Raw genomic sequence first — 15,362 nt, forward strand, 5'->3', positions numbered from 1 at the left:
TCGAATTGGCTATTATGCAAGTGAAATCGACCAACCCAAAGTTCTCGTTCCTGATTAAGAAAAATCCGGGAACGGGAATGCTGCTTCGAACGATACGTAAGGGAATGGCTTACGGCTGGTATACGGATGATACAACATTTAATGTCCTCTTTAAGGACGCGGACAATGTAATTTCTTACAAACAGAACAAAGAGGATAACTTTGAATACCTGAATGTCTCGCGATATAACACACCCTTGTTTCCTCTTAACGCAATTAACGAATTTTACTCGACGCCTTTGAAGGAGCAAAGCGAGCAAGATACGGACGAGTACGAGCATACGGTGTTCATTAATCTCATCCATATCGAGCTAGTTCGGTACATTGACTTCTTCGCAAAGCATCTGAAGGAGTATACCTTCGAGATCGATCATCAAGCGCATAAGAGTTATTCTTTGAAGGTCACGACGCGGAGGAGCTTGTATCAGCTGCTTCATGTCGTGAGTGTACTTTGTTTGTTCCTGTCTATGTTCGGTGATGAGTACATCGATATTTCCGATGATATTTTGGAGAAATATATGAAAAGTGTCAACGTTATCGATGCGCCGTTCTATATCCGTAGCTTGTTTGCAAGAAACTTCCTGTCTTCCAAGGAACGGTTTAAGAAATACAGGGCGGAGCTTGAGAAAACAGAACGTTATGAAATCAGATTCGATTTTGGAGGAACGGCGTTTCAGCGGAGAAGCTTCATTGGTAGCACCCTTACATTCGATAAATCGATTCTCGATATTGGCTGCGGAGAAGGCTACTACGCCATTCCCTTTGCTAAGAAAATAGAGAGCAGCTACTATGCCGTCGACATCAATGAGGAATTACTGGAGGTCGTCAAGCGAAAGGCGGATGCCAAGCAAGTGGATAATATTGTAGGCTTCGACTCTATTGACACCTTCCTGGAAGCTTACAATGGAGAACAAGTAGACGTGATTTTGACGGAAGTCATCGAGCATATGAGTCAGGATGAGGCGAAGCAGCTTATCCGTCAAATATGCAAGCATGTCATCTTCGACAAATTTGTCATTACGACGCCGAACTCTGATTTCAATATGTACTATGAGCTGGAAGGCTTCAGGCATGACGACCATAAGTGGGAGATGGGCAATGATGCGTTCCAGCAATGGTTCGAGGATGTCATGAACGGGTTGGACCTGACATATGAATTCGTTGCCATCGGTGATGGGGTCAATCACATTCAAACGACGCAAGGTGTTATTGTGCGGCAGAAGGGGGAATAAAGTTGGAGATCTCTACGAAAGTCCATACCATCTTCATGATGGTTGGCTCGACGGAATGCGGTAAAACAACGTTTGCCCGACAAGTCTTAATGCCTCAATTAAGGTTTAGGGACGAGGGTAAAAATATAAGCTTCAACATCCAGTATTTGTCATCTGATAGCATTCGGCAAGAGGTTCTGGGCTACGATTACGATAAGTATGATCAAGTTATGTTAGAGGCAAGCTCGCAGGCATTCCATCTCTTGTTCGAGAAGCTGAAGATGGTTACTTCTTTTCCGATCAATGCCGAATTCGTCATCGTAGATACGACGGGTTTAGCTGAAGATTTCCGGGAGAAGGTACGCGATATCGCGCGTGACAATAACTATAACCTAGAAGTCATTCTGTTCGATTACCGCAAACGGGAAGATTATTATGCCTCCGAGCGCTCGAAGAAGTTAATCACTAACCATATTAATCGTTTGAAAAAAGATGTACTAGGCACGCTGTCACGGGAAGGCTACTCTAGTATTCATAAGGTGCGAGCGAAGGATTTTTACTCGGGTGCGGACGATCAAGCTAATCCAGAGTACCGGGTGCTCATCAAGGACTTGCCCGAGTACATATCTACGGTTCTGCCACAAGAGTGGAAGTATATCATCGTCGGTGATGTTCATGAATGTATCGATGAGCTGCAAGGCTTACTGCTTAGCTATGGTTATAGAATAGAAGCGGGTAAGCTAGTGGTTACGGATAAAGTGAGTGACACGAAGGTTATTCTTGTCGGAGATTGGATTGACAAAGGCAAGCACACGAAAGAAACGATAGAGTTTCTATACGAGAATCAGGCACATTTTCTATTCGTCTTGGGTAACCATGAGAACTTCGTGGAGAAATATATGCGGGGTGAGATCAAGGGGGTTGACCAAGAACTGCTGCATACGTATTTTGATTCCACCGAAGTGCTACGCAATGATTCCGAGCTGCTGACGAAATTTAATGAACTGGTTGCAGTAGCTAAACCATTCTACCGATTCAACGGGGCTAGAGGACCATCCTTCTATGTGACACATGCACCTTGTAAGAACAAATACATCGGTAAGCTAGACACTAACTCTGTCCGCAACCAGCGTAATTTCCGCATTGATCGGGAAAATGCTCCATTAGAGGAGCAACTGGATTTTCTCAAGCAGGAAGCGGTGGGTAATCATCCCTATCATGTATTCGGACATGTGGCTACGAAGAATGCTTTCCGTATCAAGAACAAAATCCATGTGGACACAGGAAGCGCGCATGGGAATGTTCTGACAGGTGTAAGTCTTGCAGCTAAGCCTTTCTTTAAGTCGCATAAGTCTGGGCAAGCCGTGATGACGGATGAATTAGTTACGCTGTTTCAATCGGCTAAGAAAGTATCTCTTCAAGATTTGGCTGAGGATGAAGTACGTAGGCTGCACTATTGCTCACGCAACAAAATCAACTTCATCTCCGGAACGATGTCGCCAGCCAACAAAGACGACGCCGCTCACGATCTAGAGTCCTTAGAGCAGGGACTAAAATATTTTGCGGAGCGTGGAATGACTCAAGTGGTTCTTCAGCCGAAATACATGGGGTCGCGCTGTAACGTCTATCTTCACAAAGATATCGATCAATGCTTCTCTGTCAGCCGTAACGGCTACAAAATCAAATCGGTGGAGCTGACAGTCATCTACGAACAGCTGCTGAAGAAGTTCAGTGAGTATATGCGGACGAATCACATAGAGCTGTTGATTCTGGATGGTGAGCTTCTTCCATGGAAGGCGATGGGGGATGGATTGATCGAAAGACAGTTCAAGCCGATCGGGAAGGCGTTAGAGACGGAATTTGAGTTTCTGAAAATAAACGGATTTGATGAAGCTTTTGGGAAGCTATCACAAGAATATGAGGCAAGTGGATTCGAGAGAGATCAGTTCACAGTAGCCAAGTCTGCATTAAGTGACAAGTACGGTGCGAGGGTGTATCAGAACTATAAGCATGTTCATGGTATACGGCAAGCTTACTTGCCGTTAGCGGATCATTTGGCCGCTTATGAGATTTATAAGAGGCAGTTGGAGCTGTATGCGGAGGATGCAGAGCTGGAATACAAGCCGTTCGCGTTGTTGAAGATCGTATATGAGAACGGGGAAGAAATAATTCCAGATTGGAAGACATCGGATATGTACGGTTTTCTGTCGGAGGATGAGTTCGTTACATTGGATTTGGGAGATTCGAGCAGTTACGAGCAGGCGGAACAGTACTTCGCTAAGTTAACCGTTGAGAACCATATGGAAGGTGTGGTTATCAAACCCGAACAAGCTCAAAATGGTGCCATTCCGTATATGAAGGTTCGGAATTCACAGTATTTGTCGATCATCTATGGCTATGACTACCGCTTTCCACATAAGTACAGCAAGCTCATGAAACAGAAAAATATCAACCTGAAGCTTCGGACATCTGCAAATGAGCACCGTTTAGGGACGGAGATGCTCAAGGTGAAATTTAATGAGATTGCGCCGGACAATGCTACCTACCAAGGAACTGTTGCGAATCTGCTCTTCGAAGCGTCGAACGAGAAAGAAATCGATCCAAGGCTGTAGAAGAGAGTGGAGTAATCGTGAGAATGCAAAAACACTGACCCATATGCGGTCAGTGTTTTTGTTGTGGAGCCGATTAACGTATCTTGTACTCATAAGTTGAACCGTTGATGGTGATGAATGCCTTTAAGGGCTCGGTACCTTTTTCAACTTCAGTAGGAACTTCAGCAAGGAATACTAATGTTCCGGATTTTAAGGGCTCAATACTCGTGATATTAGTATAGGTAAAGTCCTCTCCACCCTTGTCCTCAATCGTCGAGAACGTCCTGTAATCATATTTATCGTTGAATTTGATAGAGACATCTGCGAACTCATCGGCGCCTTTAGCTGATGTGAGCAAGCTCTTCATTTTTATTGTGATCGCCAGGTAAGTCGTTCCTTCTTCTTTGGCTTCATAATACGTATAAAAGTCACCGGGCTTCGATGGAGTGATCTTTTTGGCAAATTGATGCTTAGTCAGGGTCATTTCCGCAAAGTCAGCAATTGTGATTGCTTTATTTTTCTCCACAATGAGTTGATTTTCCTCTGGGGCAGGCTCAGCAATCTCCTCGGGAGCTTTCGACGGTTCCACTTCATTTTCTGCAAGTGCTGCGATTTCTTTCTTCAGCTTGGCATTCTCTTCTTTAAGTGTAGTAATCTCACTCTTTAATTGATCCATTCCTTCGGAAGAGCTGCTGTTGGATGAACAGCCTGAGAGAACCCAGGTTACTAATAATACAGCCATACAGATCTTAATCGTTTTCATTACGCACCCCTACTAGCACATTTTTCCTAATAGTATAGCACTGGGAGGTGACATAATACGACGATATTTTTGCTTGCTGTCGAAATTCTCAAGAATAATAGAATTCAATACGAAGGATCTTGTCATCCGCGGTTGTTCGGGTGAAGTCCTCGTACGAATATCGATACTTAGAAAGCCCCTTCTGAGCGGAGAATGCCTTCTTCATATCCGACTCAACAGTTGATCCCTGTGTATAGCGAAGGACTAATTCCTTCCGTCCATTTTTTACGGCTACGCGTATTCTGCTCGTTAAATCTTGTAAATTTGTTGCTGTATATGGAGCAGTGAGATAGATATAACCTAATTGCTCGTAGAGAGTATTGTAGAAGTCCGCTTTAGGCTCACCCTTTACTGTCAAAGCAGTCAACGTTTGATTATACGAAGTAACGGCTGTCGGATATCGTGTTGAAGGCTCCCACGTATGATCACTCCGAAGCTCAGCATCCGGGAGGTTATAGTAGTTATAGACGACTCTCCCGACAACATCAGGAACGGGATCATCCCAGGTAGTATCAAGATGGTACCATTCATCGTCTATTTGAACGAGGTTCCAGGTATGAGCAATATTCCGCGATGAACCTTCTACGATTTTTACAGGAATACCCGCTTGCTTCATCATCTCGTAAGTGAGCAGGGCGTAGCCTTGGCACACCGTACTGCCATTTACAAGTCCATCATAAGCTGAATACGAGATAAGACGCGTATCGTAAGCAACGTTGGTCACGATCCAGTCATGGATCGCTTTTTCCTTCTGATGGTCATTCATGCCAGGTGTCAGAATCTGTTTGAGGGCTTCGGCAACGCGCTTCTTCACTTCATTTGTCTGAGACAGGGTTTCCCAATAAGTAAAGCTGAAGGTAATCGTCGCAGTAGTTCCCGTGATTTTCGCATTGTAGCCATAGGTCTTAACGATATAGTGCAAATAATCGTCCGCGTTAATGGCATTATTCAGAATATCCTTGATGTCTTGCTTTAATGTATCTTCAGTGCCTGAGTATGTGACCTCAAGGGTATCGAGGCGCTGGGAAAGAGCATTGACAATCTCTTCATGAACTTGAGTTTGCGGCATTGCGCTAGTTGCGTTAGTTGTCTTAGTTGCCGTTTGTATAGATGCGATAAGATCACATCCTGTAGCAAGAGGTGCAGTGCCCACGAGAAGCGCGGAGGCGAGCAGTGCTCGTATTTTATTATTCATAGCAGATCTATCCTCTCTATCTGAGTAGACCATAAAGTCTATGTAAGTATATCATCGGTAATTCTATTAGGCTCCTATTCATGCTTAACCCATAATTATTCAAAGTGTATAATAGGCAATATAGGCATAAGCAACCAGAATGGGAGCACACAAGAGTATGTGATTAGACTAAGTAATGAAGGTTATGGGAAAATCCATATTGTTAATGTGAAGGTGAATGGAGCGGATAAACCTGATCTCGTGAACTTGGCGTCACTTACGATTCAGGTAGAATGGTGCAAATTGTACCCGATCTCGATCCAGCGAAAGTATTTGGGCTTTACTAAAAAGAAAATCATCACAAGGTGGTTCAAGGATGGAGAGTTATAGCTATGCAAATTGAGTTTGCTACGGAATCAGATTACGAATACATCGTCGAGAACGATCATCATATCTTAAAGAGTCTAATAAGCGCAAAGATACAAGGAAAAGAAATATTCATCATACGTGATGAGCAGCAAATGAATGTGGGATGGATGAGATACGGTTATTTTTGGGACAACACACCTTTTATGAATATGATATGGATTGATGAGCGGTATCGTGCGAAAGGCGTAGGGAGTCAAGTGGTTCACTTCTGGGAAAATCTTATGAAGCAGAAGGGCTGTAAATGGGTGATGACCTCAACCTTGGCGAATGAAGAAGCGCAGCATTTCTATAGGAAGCTTGGCTATAAAGATGCCGGATGCTTATTACTAGAGAATGAACCTACGGAAATCATTTTTACTAAATCAATATAGGGATTGTGATGATAAGGACGTTATTTGGAGAATAGGGAAGGATGTTTTTGAAAACCTTGCTTAGAGTAAAGCTCATAATTTTATAGGGTGGCTAATCGAATGTAAGGCCTCTATATGAGGTTTTTCATGAAAACGGATATTCGCTAAACTTAAATAGAGAGGTTAACAGCGATTATCCGGAGGTGGATTGAATTGACCCATATTGAAATGCTAAGACGTCGGAGTGAAATTCTGAAACGTAACATCGGATCGATGATCTTGAAGGGAAATAAGCGGGAATTGAGTGGTCAAGAGAGCTTTTTCTACAACAATATCGTGAGGAAATGGCATCAGAATGAGCATGAGATCAACTCGGTGAGCAAGAAGGTTTGATTTAGAGAGAATAGCCCCAGCTAACTGCGACGAGCAGCTTGTTGGGGCTTTAAAGCAATTAACTGCACTAATATAAATATCTCTGCCGGAGCTTAGCGCACATGTCCTCGATCACTGCTTGTTCCGGTAAAATGAGCCGATGTGTTCGATTAGCTGCATAGGAATCCGTAAATTGTTGTTCCTGCAATGTTCGTATGACTGCACTTGTGAAAGCCCCAGAATCAAGGAGTCCGGCGAAAGCACCCGATTCACCAATTCGCACGGAGGTTCGCTCCTGAAGGCTTGTCATCACATGAGGCTCAACCTGAGGGTATTCCCCTGAATCTGCTCCTACGCCCGCGCGGTCATAGAATGCTTTGACCAACTCCGCTCGTGCCGCTCCCGAGCCTTCTACAATAATAAAGGCTTGAATAATCATCGCCCTTACTTGCCTACGTTGGGCAATTCCGCAAAATTTGAGCCCCTCGATATGCAGATCATAGTCACCGGGGCAATACGAGCCTACGACTTCTCCCCTTTGAATGGAATACCCATGCCCTGCCAAAGCCTGACGAATCATTACGTACATCCGCTCGAAGTCAGCGTGGAATCCTCGTGTGTCTTTCTCGTCGATTGGCATAATCAGTGAAACATTGATCACTCCAAGATCGAGCGGCACTGCAGCCCCACCGGAGTTGCGCACGAGAACGTCATACCCCCGATCCTTGAGCCAACGAACCGCTTCAGCTGCTCCTGTTAACCGACTGTCTTTCGTCCCGATGACGAAAGCACGTGGATGGCGCCATAGATGGCAGACCGAAGGTCCACCGGCTCCTGTTTGTCTACCTAATAGCTCGTCCAAGGCAAACGGATAAGCGACATCTGAATGAGCCACTTCCTGCGTACGGTCGAGTATGTGTATGTGGCTAACCTCGCTGACTTCATATTCCATCGTTGACCAATCCTCCATGACACAAGTAAATCACCGAACCGAACTATTGAAGCTTAGCTTTGCTGCCAATGCTTCCGGTACACCAACGGAGTAAGAACCTCCCGACTCCGGAAGAGGTTGATAAAATGGCTGACATTGTCGACGCCAACGGCTGTGGCGATTTCAGCAATAGGCATGTCTGTAAATCGGAGCAATTCTTTAGCACGTGTAATCCGTGTGTTAATCAAATACTCATTCGGAGAGAATCCGGTATATTTCTTGAATTCCTTCGATAGATGATACTTGTCGACCGCGAAGGTCGAGGAGATATCGTCAAGAGTCAGCCTTTGAGGGTAATGGCGGTCGTAATGCTTCATGACTTCCCTTACGAAGTCGGGAATACCAGGTCCGGATATTTCGCGATATTGCACACTGAGTAGCAATTCGGTAAGTAGATCGACGATTAAGCGGGAGCACGACAATTCCGTTTGGATCGTTTTGTGCTCGTGCAGAATGACGATTTCTCGCATCAGATCTGGTATTCTGGATTCGTCTGGGATGGATATTGTCGGAGTGCCTGTATCCGCAAATCGTTCGTAATAGGCAGGGGAAGAGCTCCCGTTAAAATGGATCCACATCATCCCCCATAGATCCTCGGGGTCTGTTTTATAATACTGGTATTTTCGACAATCGATAAAGAAGAGCTGATTAGGGGTAACCGTATAATTCGTATCGCCATAAGTCAAATATCCGGTGCCTTTCGTGGTGTACACGATCAAATAGGAGTCTAGATTTTCCCGCTCTGTGAAATAGGAAGTCATTGTACGGAAGTGTCCGGCCTCCTGTATGTAATACAAAGAGGCTTTGGCGAAGGAGGAGGGGGTAGCCAGCATGCGAACGGAATCATCCGTCCAGTCGTGCGAGGCTTTTTCTCGAAATCCGTTCATGCTTACCAGCTCCAAGATTGTATGATTTTTAACCAAGATTTTGGGATGTGTAATGAAATGAATGCATCTACAATGAGACATATAGCTATTATTTCACACGTTAACGAGGTGGTAAAGATGTCATTCCTTCATCCCATTAAACCTGCACGCAAAGCTCGCATCGGCTTATATAGTGTGGGACTGAGAGCCTATTGGGAACAGTTTCCCGGTTTACGTGATCGTCTGGCCGAATACGGTAAATTCATTGAAAGCCGCATGTCAGAGTGGGCTGAAGTCTATTATTACGGTCTAGTAGATACAGAGATCGAAGGACGGAAAGCCGGTGAGTGGCTGAATAGTCATAATGTTGAAATGGTATTCTGCCATGCCGCTACTTACTCTACAAGCGCTACCGTGCTTCCTATTCATCAACAATGCAAAGCACCTGTCGTATTTCTTAATCTACAACCGACGGACCGCATTAATTATGAGCAGTCGACAACTGGAGAGTGGCTTGCGCATTGCGGAGCTTGTCCGGTACCCGAATTCGCAAATGCTTTAAATCGCGCTGGGATTCCGTTTAAGGTCGTTAATGGCATGCTTGGACTTGATTATACGCCGGCCATCTCTCTTACGAATGAAATTACCCATAACCGGATGGAGGCCATTCGTGCTTGGAAGGAGATTGAGGAATGGATTCGTGCGGCTTCGGTTCCGCGTACGTTGAAGCACAGTCGCTTCGGTTTCCTTGGCAACACCTATAGTGGAATGTTGGATATGTATAGTGATTTTACGATGATTCAGGCTCAGACCGGCTTGCATGTGGAAGTGCTGGAAATGTGCGATTTAGATCGCATGGTGAGAGAAGTAAGTGCCCAGGATGTGAAGAATAAGCTAGATGCCGTCCATGATATGTTCCAGATTAGCGGAGATTCTCCTTCTGATCCGATTGCTAGAAAGCCTAGTGATGAACAGCTGGAATGGTCTTGTCGGGTTGCGGCAGCTCAAGAGAGGCTGGTTCGAGAATTCGATCTGGATGCTCTATGCTACTATTATCATGGTGCCCCAGTAGGGGAATACGAGAAGCTTCAAGGAGGCTTTATAGTCGGTCATTCGCTGCTCACCGCCCAAGGTATCCCGTGCGCCGGAGAAGGCGATCTCAAAACAGCAGTAGCGATGAAAATCTGTGATATTGTCGGTACAGGTGGTAGCTATTCCGAGATTGTCGTGGTAGATTACGTGGATGGAACGATTGTGCTTGGCCACGATGGCCCCTTTCATACCGCCATAGCGGAAGGCAAACCGATCTTGAGAGGTATGGGACTGTATCACGGTAAGCAAGGCACAGGGGTTTCCGTGGAGGCTAAAGTGAAAACGGGACCGATCACAACGCTTGGCATGACCCAGACAGAGGACGGCAAGCTGAAGATGATCATCAGCGAAGCAGAGTCTACGGATGGTCCAACGATGAGAATTGGAAATACCCAAACACCCGTTAAATTTCCGATGCATCCAGATGAGTATATGACCCGTTGGTTTGCCGAGGCACCTACCCATCATTGTGCAATGTCCATTGGACATAACGGTTCTTTATTTTCTAAAGTTGGACAATTAATGCAGTTGAAACATGTTAATATATAAAAAAACATGCGGTTATGAAGGTGGAGGGTCTGTTGTACCGAACAATCGTGGCACTTCTCATGATCACTTTAATGATCACCTCCTGCCAGTCTGGGTCAGCCACTCGATATGAGCTGGTTTACTCGATGGAATCGGGAACCTCCTCCGGCCAACAGCTGGATCAGACAAATGTATCCGGAAAGAGGTACAAGATTGCACTTGTACCGAAGGGGCTCGAAATTGACTATTTCAATTATGCAGCAGTAGGCGCGATGGAAGCAGCCCGCAATCTTGGGATTGATGTTATTTTCCAAGGTTCGGCTATTGCCGATGCTGATCTTCAGATTAAAGCTGTGGAGCAATTGATCGACCAGAAGGTCGATCTTATTGCCATATCTGCGAATGATCCTGTTAAGCTGGTACCCGTGCTGCAGAAGGCGATTGACCAAGGGATTAAGGTCATTACTTGGGATGCGGACACAGAACCTCAAGGTAGACAATTTTTCGTTAACATGGTCGAGCCGGAAGTGCTTGGCAGGCACCTGCTTGACACCCTTGCCTTAACGATGGGTGAGAAGGGCAATTATGCAATCATGACCGGCTCATTCTCCGCTGCAAACCATAATGAGTGGTTGAAATGGATTAACATTCAGCAAAGCGAGTATTATCCGGACTTAAAACTCGTAGAAACTGTGGCAACGGATGATGATGTGGGCAAGGCTTATGAGGTGGCTAAGCAGCTGCTTGTTGATCATCCTAACTTGGATGGCATCATCGGCAACTCCTCCGTCGGTCCTCCAGCTGCGGCTCAAGCGGTTAAGGAAGCGGGTAAATCAGGAGTCGTGAAGGTAGTGGGATTGTCGAGCCCTAATCTTATGCGACCGTATTTGCATGAAGGCTCCGCTCAAATTGCGACACTCTGGAGTCCGAAGAAGCTCGGATTCCTTACGATTGTGCTTGCTTACAACTATTTGAATGGGCATATGCCGAAGGATGGACAGAATATCGACGGTGTCGGAAACATTCGCTTGATTGGGGATATGGTCATTATGGGAGAGCCATTAGATTTCACAGCAGAGAACGTGAACCAATATGATTTTTAAACGCTGGCGTGGACTCAAATTTCGAAATTATCCCATTGCGTATAAATTGATCGTGACTTATATTCTCTTAACGGTTGTTCCTATGATGCTACTCGTCTATATTTCCTATATCCAGTTTGCGAGATCGGTTGAAGAACAGATCGGTGAATATATGCCTAAGTTTCTCTATCAAGCGAATGCGGACATTGAGAAGCATATCGATGAATTAACAACCCTCCCAGAAATTCTGTTCAACTCTGATAATATCTTGGGCATTCTTAGGAAAACATCCTATGCGAAGCGGTCTGACTTGAATAAGGACCAATACAATATGAATAGCTATTTGGCCCGAACCTTTACGAACGGCAGGAATGCCGATGTACTAGGGGTGTTCGTCGTTTCGAACAGTCGAGTGTTTAACAGCTCCAAGGTCGGCTTTATGGAATCTAACTGGAGCGCATTGTTAAGCGCTTATGTCCAAGATTATGAGCAAGATGGCAAGGCCAAGATTATTCTTCCCAGCGAGATGAACCTCCAGCTTGAAAGCGAAGTCCCCTACGTATTTATCCTTAAACAAATTAACGACGATGATAATCGGAAGAATCTAGGCACGATGCTTATCGCTGTAGACCTATCTTTTATAGACAATATCGTGCACAACTTCGAGAAAAATGAGAGAGCGGATTTATGGGTTATGAATCCTTCCGGCAAAATTATCTACCATACGAATCGCGAGCTCATTGGAACAGTCGATGAGGACAAGAATCGATATCCGGTTCTTAACGGAAGCTTCCGGGCTAACGTAACCGGCGAACAGAAGCTCATAAGCGTTAATGAATCCTCCGAACGAGGCTGGATACTTGTCCATGGGATACCTTTACATGATTTAACGAAGAGAGCGGATCTCGTCCGGAACGTCACGGTATTCGTTATTATCGGAATCATTCTTCTTACTTCAGTGATTGGCGTTATTATCTCCTACAGCATGACTCGCCCGTTAAAGAAGCTAAGTGGGCTGATGAAATTAGTTGAAATGGGAGATTTGCAAGTCGATCTGAAGGTCCAGAGCGGGGATGAGGTCGGTACTCTAGCCCGAAGCTTCAATTCGATGATTGCGACGATTCGAGAGTTAATTCAGAAAAACTATCAGATAGAAATTCGTCAGAAAGAGGCTGAGCTCTACGCCCTACAGTCACAAATCAATCCGCATTTTATGTACAATACGCTAGAATCGATTGGAATGGCTGTTGAGGAGGGCGAGACGGAGCAGGTCGTCGATATGGTAACACTCCTTGGTCGAATGCTACGTTTTTCTGTATCGAATCAATCTAAATCCGTGTCCATTGCGGAAGAGGTTCAGCATGTGAAGGACTACTTGACGATTCAGAAGTTTCGGTTCGAGGACCGGGTGCATTTTGAAATCGTGCAGGTGATGGATGACCATGATTTCATTGCTCTCTATAGTCCCAAGTTTATTCTCCAGCCTATTGTTGAGAACGCTATCAAATATGGACTAGAGAGCCGCAAAGGGCTCGAAATCCACATTGCAATCAGTCAGGAATTCGGAGCGAGATCTGGTAAACGGGACATTGTGTTCCGCATTCGGGACAACGGTCCCGGAATTCCAAATGAACGCTTGAGCGAATTAGAACAGTCGTTGAAGAAGATCAGCTTCGAAGGTCGGAGCTCCCACTTTGGCTTAATTAATGTTAATGCCAGAATCGTGATGATGCATGGAACGGATTATGGCTTGCAATTACACAGCATTATCGGCAAGGGCACTGAAGTTATTATCCGGATTCCGATGATTCACGAGGAGGTGATCCCGAATGAAGAAGATTAGAACCTTGATTGTGGATGACGAAGCACGTATTCGTCGTGGCATCGAACGATTGGTTCATTCCTGTGGAGACGACTGGGAAGTCGTAGCGACGGCATCCGACGGGAAGGAAGCACTGGAGTATTTCCATAAGGAACATGGGGCTATTGATTTACTCATTACGGATGTGAAGATGCCGGAGATGGATGGGCTGACCTTGATCAAGGAAGCGAAGCGGCTCTATTCCTTCTATCCGTTGCTCATAAGTGGTTACGATGATTATACGTACTTGCAGACCGCTTTACGGGAAGGTGCATTGGATTATCTTCTGAAGCCAGTCGATCGCGAACAATTTCGCCTACGGATGGCGGAGATCCGCACGATTATTTCCAATGGCCGATATGAGAGCCTTAAGCGCGGAGAGATGGAGCGGGAATCGGAGCAATTGAAGAAAACCCGGCAAATCCAAACCTTAAGCTACATTACTTCGATGGGAATTGACATGACCACCTTAGGGTATTGGGTGGACGAGTTCCCGAGAGGAGCCTACGTTCTATTATCGATTCGGTTGGATACGCTTCCAGTGAAGACGAGGAGCTACAAGCCTAGCGATTGGAAAGCTTATTTCTATGTCCTTGAGAACATTATGGGAGAGATATTAAACAATCAATTCAAGCATACCGATCGACTGGGGTGGAGCTGGAGGGGAGGGGAATCGGATTTCTGGATGTTATTATTTAGCCCCGATCCCGAATTTGACTGGGAAACGGTTACGCATGACCTAGCGGTCAACATCCGTTCTTCCATTCAGACGTATACCCCCTTCTCGGTATCGATTGCCTACGGGGATAGCATGGAGGACTTATATTTACTGCCTGAATCGAAGCGCCAAGCAATTGCCCTGATGAATTATCGGTTCCTCTACGGGGGGAACCAAGTGTTCAGCCCTCGACGGACAATGACTGAGGAAGAAGGAAAACCTTCGAATTCAAATTCGATGAGTAAAGATCTATCGCCAATCATTCAGCAGCTTAAGCGTAGTGTCGAACAAGGGAATTCGGATGAGGCAGCGGAGAATGCAAGACTGTTTTTCACTCAACTAGATCAGTTAGATTCTCCCGTGCACTTACGTAAGGCGGTTCAAAATGCCATCATTCTGATTCATACTGCAGCGCTAGAGAGTCGCAGTGGTTTTGCGAGCTTACTGTCTATCGAAGATGAGCTGCAGAAGGTAGAGAGAGCAACAAATTTGCAAGAGCTGAAGCAATTCGTGAAGCAGTTGATGGAACGTGTGATCGGAGAAGTTCTTAAAGCACGTGAGAGCAGCAACATGAAGCCCGTTGAACAAGCGAAAAGCTGGATCAATGATCATATGGAGCAGGATATTACGATTAAGAAAATTGCGGATCAGGTATATCTGAATCCGACCTACTTCTGCGAGTGTTTCAAAATTCAAACAGGGGAAACGGTGCTCGACTATGTAACCCGACAACGAATAGCACGAGCGAAGGAGCTGCTAGGTGATCCGCGTATGAAGCTGCAGGATATATGCGTAAGGATCGGCTATCAGGATGTCAAATATTTCAGCCGCTTGTTTAAGCAGTGGACGGGGCAAGCTCCATCGAAATTCAGGGAGCAGTTTATTATTGTTGGAGGAGATGAGCCGATTGGAATCGAGTAAAAAGTTTGCATGGGTGTGGAAGATTAGAGAAGAATGCCTAGATGAGTATGTGGAGCTTCATTTGAATCCTTGGCCGGATATTATGACCGAGCATAGCCGTGCGGGAATTCGGAATTATTCGATTTTTCAGAATGGGAATCAATTTTTCTACTGCTTTGAGTGTGACGATGTCGAAGCGGCATTCCAGATCATCGCGGAAAGCGATTCCTGTAATCGCTGGAATGCGATCACCTCTAAGATGGTCGAGGGGTCCTTCGACTTTAAGGAAGCCGAGCCTATTAAGCCTCTTCGTGAGGTGTTTTATTTGAAGTAGGAGATCACACATCAGTCCAATT

14 protein-coding genes are annotated in these 15,362 nt (G+C 45.3%); 10 read left to right on the top strand and 4 right to left on the bottom strand.

Going from position 1 to position 15,362, the window contains the following annotated elements; translation table 11 throughout:
* Window positions 1-5 precede the first annotated feature (5 nt).
* Together M1K58_RS09345 and M1K58_RS09350 are read left to right on the top strand one after the other, a co-directional pair.
* Window positions 6-1,271: a class I SAM-dependent methyltransferase gene (locus M1K58_RS09345; RefSeq protein WP_256758533.1), complete on the top strand. Its 1,266-nt coding sequence runs from the start codon at window positions 6-8 to the stop codon at window positions 1,269-1,271.
* 2 nt (window positions 1,272-1,273) lie between these two features.
* Window positions 1,274-3,862 (top strand): metallophosphoesterase, encoded by a 2,589-nt coding sequence (locus M1K58_RS09350; protein ID WP_256758535.1) that lies wholly within the window; start codon window positions 1,274-1,276, stop codon window positions 3,860-3,862.
* Window positions 3,863-3,935: 73 nt separating this feature from the next.
* On the opposite strand, the gene M1K58_RS09355 is transcribed toward M1K58_RS09350, so the two are convergent.
* Window positions 3,936-4,604 carry a bZIP transcription factor gene (locus M1K58_RS09355; RefSeq protein WP_256758537.1) on the bottom strand — a complete coding sequence of 223 codons (669 nt, stop codon included), beginning with the start codon at window positions 4,602-4,604 and terminating at the stop codon, window positions 3,936-3,938.
* Between the two features lie 88 nt (window positions 4,605-4,692).
* A complete protein-coding gene (locus M1K58_RS09360) occupies window positions 4,693-5,838 on the bottom strand; it encodes a transglutaminase domain-containing protein (protein WP_256758539.1) in 1,146 nt (381 codons plus the stop codon).
* A gap of 159 nt (window positions 5,839-5,997) precedes the next feature.
* Between M1K58_RS09360 and M1K58_RS09365 the strand changes: the two genes are divergently transcribed.
* The 3 genes from M1K58_RS09365 to M1K58_RS09375 all read left to right on the top strand — a co-directional run bounded on the left by M1K58_RS09365 (window position 5,998) and on the right by M1K58_RS09375 (window position 6,989).
* A complete protein-coding gene (locus M1K58_RS09365) occupies window positions 5,998-6,207 on the top strand; it encodes a hypothetical protein (RefSeq protein WP_256758541.1) in 210 nt (69 codons plus the stop codon).
* 2 nt (window positions 6,208-6,209) lie between these two features.
* Window positions 6,210-6,617: a GNAT family N-acetyltransferase gene (locus M1K58_RS09370; protein WP_256758542.1), complete on the top strand. Its 408-nt coding sequence runs from the start codon at window positions 6,210-6,212 to the stop codon at window positions 6,615-6,617.
* A 192-nt stretch (window positions 6,618-6,809) separates the two neighbouring features.
* Window positions 6,810-6,989, top strand: coding sequence for a hypothetical protein (locus M1K58_RS09375; RefSeq protein ID WP_256758544.1), 180 nt, complete (start codon window positions 6,810-6,812; stop codon window positions 6,987-6,989).
* Window positions 6,990-7,056: 67 nt separating this feature from the next.
* Here M1K58_RS09375 and M1K58_RS09380 read toward each other — a convergent pair whose 3' ends face one another.
* Both M1K58_RS09380 and M1K58_RS09385 read right to left on the bottom strand, forming a co-directional pair.
* A complete protein-coding gene (locus tag M1K58_RS09380; RefSeq protein ID WP_256758546.1) occupies window positions 7,057-7,920 on the bottom strand; it encodes a lipoate--protein ligase family protein in 864 nt (287 codons plus the stop codon).
* A gap of 53 nt (window positions 7,921-7,973) precedes the next feature.
* On the bottom strand, window positions 7,974-8,846 hold the full coding sequence (locus M1K58_RS09385; RefSeq protein ID WP_256758548.1) for an AraC family transcriptional regulator: 873 nt from the start codon (window positions 8,844-8,846) through the stop codon (window positions 7,974-7,976).
* A gap of 117 nt (window positions 8,847-8,963) precedes the next feature.
* On the opposite strand from M1K58_RS09385, the gene M1K58_RS09390 reads away from it, so the two are divergent.
* From M1K58_RS09390 to M1K58_RS09410, 5 genes are read left to right on the top strand one after another with little or no spacing between them, the layout of a single operon-like run.
* Complete coding sequence (locus tag M1K58_RS09390) at window positions 8,964-10,466, top strand: L-fucose/L-arabinose isomerase family protein (protein WP_256758549.1); 1,503 nt, start codon at window positions 8,964-8,966, stop codon at window positions 10,464-10,466.
* A gap of 32 nt (window positions 10,467-10,498) precedes the next feature.
* Entirely contained in the window at window positions 10,499-11,548 is a 1,050-nt protein-coding gene (locus M1K58_RS09395) for an autoinducer 2 ABC transporter substrate-binding protein (protein ID WP_256758550.1), read from the top strand.
* Window positions 11,538-13,370: a sensor histidine kinase gene (locus M1K58_RS09400; RefSeq protein WP_256758551.1), complete on the top strand. Its 1,833-nt coding sequence runs from the start codon at window positions 11,538-11,540 to the stop codon at window positions 13,368-13,370. The genes M1K58_RS09395 and M1K58_RS09400 overlap by 11 nt, the downstream gene beginning before the upstream one ends.
* Entirely contained in the window at window positions 13,357-15,027 is a 1,671-nt protein-coding gene (locus M1K58_RS09405) for a response regulator (RefSeq protein ID WP_256758553.1), read from the top strand. The genes M1K58_RS09400 and M1K58_RS09405 overlap by 14 nt, the downstream gene beginning before the upstream one ends.
* The gene (locus tag M1K58_RS09410) at window positions 15,005-15,340 is read left to right on the top strand and encodes an L-rhamnose mutarotase (RefSeq protein ID WP_256758737.1); all 336 of its coding nucleotides are present in this window, start codon (window positions 15,005-15,007) and stop codon (window positions 15,338-15,340) included. Before M1K58_RS09405 ends, M1K58_RS09410 begins: the two co-directional genes overlap by 23 nt.
* Window positions 15,341-15,362: the final 22 nt, after the last annotated feature.

Source organism: Cohnella sp. WQ 127256 (assembly GCF_024519285.1).
GTDB lineage: Bacteria > Bacillota > Bacilli > Paenibacillales > Paenibacillaceae > Cohnella.

Bases quoted from the DNA above. Each gene is read 5' to 3' on its own strand.
- M1K58_RS09390 (WP_256758549.1), top strand. From the start codon at position 8,964: ATGTCATTCCTTCATCCCATTAAACCTGCACGCAAAGCTCGCATCGGC.
- M1K58_RS09380 (WP_256758546.1), bottom strand. From the start codon at position 7,920: ATGGAATATGAAGTCAGCGAGGTTAGCCACATACACATACTCGACCGT.
- M1K58_RS09405 (WP_256758553.1), top strand. From the start codon at position 13,357: ATGAAGAAGATTAGAACCTTGATTGTGGATGACGAAGCACGTATTCGT.
- M1K58_RS09355 (WP_256758537.1), bottom strand. From the start codon at position 4,604: ATGAAAACGATTAAGATCTGTATGGCTGTATTATTAGTAACCTGGGTT.
- M1K58_RS09360 (WP_256758539.1), bottom strand. From the start codon at position 5,838: ATGAATAATAAAATACGAGCACTGCTCGCCTCCGCGCTTCTCGTGGGC.
- M1K58_RS09410 (WP_256758737.1), top strand. From the start codon at position 15,005: ATGAGCCGATTGGAATCGAGTAAAAAGTTTGCATGGGTGTGGAAGATT.
- M1K58_RS09385 (WP_256758548.1), bottom strand. From the start codon at position 8,846: ATGAACGGATTTCGAGAAAAAGCCTCGCACGACTGGACGGATGATTCC.
- M1K58_RS09370 (WP_256758542.1), top strand. From the start codon at position 6,210: ATGCAAATTGAGTTTGCTACGGAATCAGATTACGAATACATCGTCGAG.
- M1K58_RS09400 (WP_256758551.1), top strand. From the start codon at position 11,538: ATGATTTTTAAACGCTGGCGTGGACTCAAATTTCGAAATTATCCCATT.